This is a genomic window from Prochlorococcus marinus (assembly GCF_001180245.1).
GTDB lineage: Bacteria > Cyanobacteriota > Cyanobacteriia > PCC-6307 > Cyanobiaceae > Prochlorococcus_A > Prochlorococcus_A marinus_F.
The window spans coordinates 1-216 of sequence record NZ_CVSV01000042.1 but is presented as its reverse complement, the minus strand read 5'-3'; the positions used below and the strand labels follow the sequence as shown (position 1 = coordinate 216).

Below are 216 nucleotides of genomic sequence, written 5' to 3'. Positions count from 1 at the left end.
CAGTAGTATTGCCAACATATAATACTGGTGATCCTATATTTTTAGCTCCAGAACAAACGATTTCATTAGTCTCTAATAGTCCTAAAGCCATAACGTTTACTAAAGGATTTCCGGAATAACTGTCATCAAAATTAATTTCACCTCCAACTGTCGGCACACCAACACAATTCCCATAATGTGCAATACCAGATACAACTCCTCTCAGTAAATCAACAT

Annotated in this window: 1 protein-coding gene; it reads right to left on the bottom strand. The window is 36.1% G+C overall.

Going from position 1 to position 216, the window contains the following annotated elements:
- Positions 1-216, bottom strand: a 216-nt coding sequence (locus AMO19_RS01440) for an AIR synthase related protein (protein WP_146255915.1), incomplete at both ends; no start/stop codon positions are given.